Here is a 3,432-nt window from a genome sequence, read left to right as displayed (position 1 = left end):
CACAAACCCGGGGCCGGGCCCCTTGGGCTGCCAGGGCGCCCACCGCACGACCAGCACGGTGCCCAGCAACAACAGCGCTGCGGCGGCCGCATAAATTTTCCACTTGCTGCCCATGGCTCTGATCCCTTTTGATGCGGAGGCAGGAGCGCATTTCCAGTCACGTCAGCAAAGGCGCCTCACCTCAAAATGCATCGTAAGCGCAGCGCCTTCATGGGCTGCTCGTGGCCAGCCGCCTCGCTTGACTTGCATCAATTTGGCTGCAATTGCGTGGGGCTTCCGCCTGCGACACAAGCTTGCCTCTGCGGGTTCTGAGAGGCGTCGCGTCGGTTGCCGGAGACTGCCCTACCCGCGCCCTTCAAAGGCCGACAGGTGGTTGGCCAGGTGCATGGCATGCGCTTGCTCGTACTGCGACCGGCTCAGTGCACCGTAGGCAAAGTGAGGCTGCAGCGCCCCCGTGTGGATGGCAAAGTCCTGCACCGCCTGGCGCAGGCGGGCCATGGCGGCCGATGTGTCCGTGGCCTGCGCATCCAGCGCGGGAGCGCCCGGGATAGGCTCTGCCAGGTTGTGGCTCATGCGTCCCCGCAGGGTAAACACCTTGAAAGCTGCCGCCCCCAGGGTGTTCTGGAACAGCGCAGATTTGGGCAACGGAAAACCCTGCAGCGAGTATTCAATGCTCTGTGCGCAATGCACCAGCGTCTGTGCCCAGGTCCAGGCCGTGGCGGGTTCCAGCGCGTGGACGGAAGCTGCGTTCAGCCGCTCGGCCTCGCGCATCGCATCGTGCAGAGTGGCAAACACCAGCTGCCTGTCGTTGTCCGGCTGGTGCAGAAAATACCCGGCAGCACCAGCCGCTGCGAGCGCCACCCCCGTGCCGATGGCCAGAAACGCCCTCCGGTCGGGCGCTGCCGGCGGCGCAGAGGGCGAGGGGTGCGTGGCTGTGGGGGTAGCGGCTTTGGGTGCGCTAGAAGGGGGTGGAACTGCCATGGGGTTGTCTGCCCGCATCACCGGGGGTGGTGTGAAAGCGTTGATTGTGCCGGGCAGCGTCTGTCTTGTGCCCCCTCCAGCCATCGCCAGGGTCGGGCAGCCGACACAGCCCGCCATGGCGCAGGGCTGCAAGGCCTGGGCGCCTTCCCGGCGCTCCGCCGCTCCTAGGCCGCCAGGGTAGTTGGTGCGGTCGGCGCGGGGGTTGCAGCAACGGGAACCAAGGGCGCAGCTGGGGCCACCGTCATCTCCACCCGGTTGCGCCCCCGCTCCTTGGCCAGGTACATGGCCTCATCCGCACGCTGCAAGGCCGTACCCGCCGACTCGCTGCCCGCGCACAGGGTGACGCCAACACTCACCGTGAGCGCAATGCTGCGCTGCTCGGTCACCACAGGGTGTGCCTCTACCATGGCGCGCAGGCGCTCGGCCACCGCAATGGCGCCACCGGCCCCTGCATTGGGCAAGAAGATCGCGAACTCCTCACCCCCCAGGCGGCCCATCACGTCTTCCTTGCGCAGGCAGCGCTGGGCCAGCATCACAAAATGGCGCAGCACATCATCGCCCGCGCGGTGGCCCCAGCTGTCGTTGACCTTCTTGAAGTGGTCCAGGTCCATCACCAGCACGGGCAACGTCGTCTGCGTGCGCTGGGCGTTGCTGATGGCCTTGTCCAACAAGGTCAGAAACGCGCGGCGGTTGAACACATTGGTCAGCGGGTCCACCTCGGCGAGGTGGCGCAGTTCGTTGGTGATGAACTCATTGGTCAGCATCAACGCGCCGAACGCCACCAGCACCACCGCGAGAGTGGACTCCAGAACCACAAACTGCGACAGCGCAGCCACCATGCCCGCCTCGGGCTGCGCCCCTTCGGTGGGTGCGGCCAGCTTGAACAATAAGGGCCGCACGAGCAAGAAGGCACCGTGCACACCCACCGTGGCCGCAAACAGGTACCGTGCGGGTACCTTGCGAAAACCGCCACGTGCCAGCGTGTGTGCAGCCGCAATGAATATCACCCCTGGCACTAGACCCGTCAGCACGATGCGCACCTGCACGTTAGGCTTCACCAGGGTAAAAAACAAGGCTGTCGCCAGCAGAAGCCCCAAGGCCAGAGCGGCAACACCATGCCCCAGGGGCGCCTTGCCCATGTACTCGCGTGCGCCCAGCAGGCACAGGTATGCAGTCAAAGCAATGGAAGACTGCGCCAGCACAACAGACAATGGCAGCGGCACATGGTCGCGCAGCAACAGGTTGATGCAGAACACAGTGGCGCAGAACAATGCCTGCGCCCAGAGGCGAAGTCCCGGAATACGTCTGTTGAAGAGCCACACCGCGGATAAAACGCCAGTGACCAGCGCTGCAAGTATGGCCGCGACGATAAGGAGGGTGGGGCTGTGCACAGAGGGTACGGGCAGGCGATGGAGTGGGTTCACAACGCGACGCCATCGCTCAACGCCCGGCTGCTATCGCCTGCCGGCTGTGAGATGACTATCAACGTTAACAATGGTAACCGAGAGCATTGACTGCCCCGCGACGCTTTGCGGGCAGCAATGCAGTGCTTCAGCCGGCGCTTGGAGCCCCTCAGGCCATACCTCCTCGCGTGGCCGTTGGGAGCACCTGTCAACCCACCACGTGGCATTCGCGCCGCAGCAGCGCCAGCGCATCGTGCATCTGGTAGTCGCGGTCGCTGGTCAGCGTGGCCTGGGCGTCTTGCACAAAACCAGACCACAGAGCCAGATAGTCCTGCTGGAAGGCGGCAGCCGCGTGGCTGCGGATGAAGTCAGACGCCAGTTCGGGCTGCAGGCCAGACTTGCGGATCTTGCGCACCAGGCTGGCGGCGGTTTTCTCGGTGAGCAGCGTCTTCTTGGGCGCACCGGCGGCCAGGCACAGGAAGAGCGTGAGCAGCGAGTGCTCATCGTCGTTGCCCCCGGTCGCCTTGGTCCATGTCTTGCTGGCAGGCTGTGCAGGCTCATCGTCGTCCTCCAGCACATCCAGGCTGCGGTGAAAGCTGTCCACTTCGGCCAGAGGGTCGTCCAGCAGGAAGTAGCGTGCCCTGAAGGCGCCCATGGGGCTCAGCAGGGTGCGCAGCGGCGCAGCGGATTGCAGAAGCTTGGGCAGGTCGGCCAGCACGGTGGCGCATTGGGCTTGCAGCACGTCACGCAGCTCTGCCGGCACGCCGGGGGGCAGGCGCAGCGCCGTCGGCAGGGGTGCCTTCTTTTTGCGCAGTGCAGTCACCAGCTTTTCAAACACCGGGGCGCTGGGCCACTCACTCGCCGCCATGGCCTTGGGGTTCAGCGCCTGCATCAGCAGCCCTGTGCGGATCACGGCCTCGGCGTCGGCCCCGGCGGTTTCCAGCTCGTCGGCGTCCAGGTCGTACTGTGCGGCCAGCCACTCGGCGGCGGCGATGGCCTGGGCGATGTGGCTGCGGCGGGCCAGCTCGGCGCGGTAGTCGGCATAGCT

3 protein-coding genes are annotated in these 3,432 nt (G+C 65.7%); all 3 read right to left on the bottom strand.

Features of this window, described 5'->3' with window-relative positions:
* Positions 1 to 342: 342 nt before the first annotated feature.
* Positions 343 to 981, bottom strand: a complete 639-nt coding sequence (locus DBR23_RS18135; RefSeq protein WP_233250543.1) for a DUF1569 domain-containing protein — start codon at positions 979 to 981, stop codon at positions 343 to 345.
* A 164-nt stretch (positions 982 to 1,145) separates the two neighbouring features.
* Positions 1,146 to 2,237 carry a GGDEF domain-containing protein gene (locus tag DBR23_RS18130; RefSeq protein ID WP_233250542.1) on the bottom strand — a complete coding sequence of 364 codons (1,092 nt, stop codon included), beginning with the start codon at positions 2,235 to 2,237 and terminating at the stop codon, positions 1,146 to 1,148.
* A gap of 355 nt (positions 2,238 to 2,592) precedes the next feature.
* Positions 2,593 to 3,432, bottom strand: an 840-nt coding sequence (locus DBR23_RS18125) for a hypothetical protein (RefSeq protein WP_233250541.1), incomplete at its 5' end; no start/stop codon positions are given.

Source organism: Acidovorax sp. HMWF018 (assembly GCF_003061035.1).
Classification (GTDB): Bacteria; Pseudomonadota; Gammaproteobacteria; order Burkholderiales; family Burkholderiaceae_C; genus Acidovorax; species Acidovorax delafieldii.
This window is presented reverse-complemented; position numbering and strand designations above follow the sequence as displayed.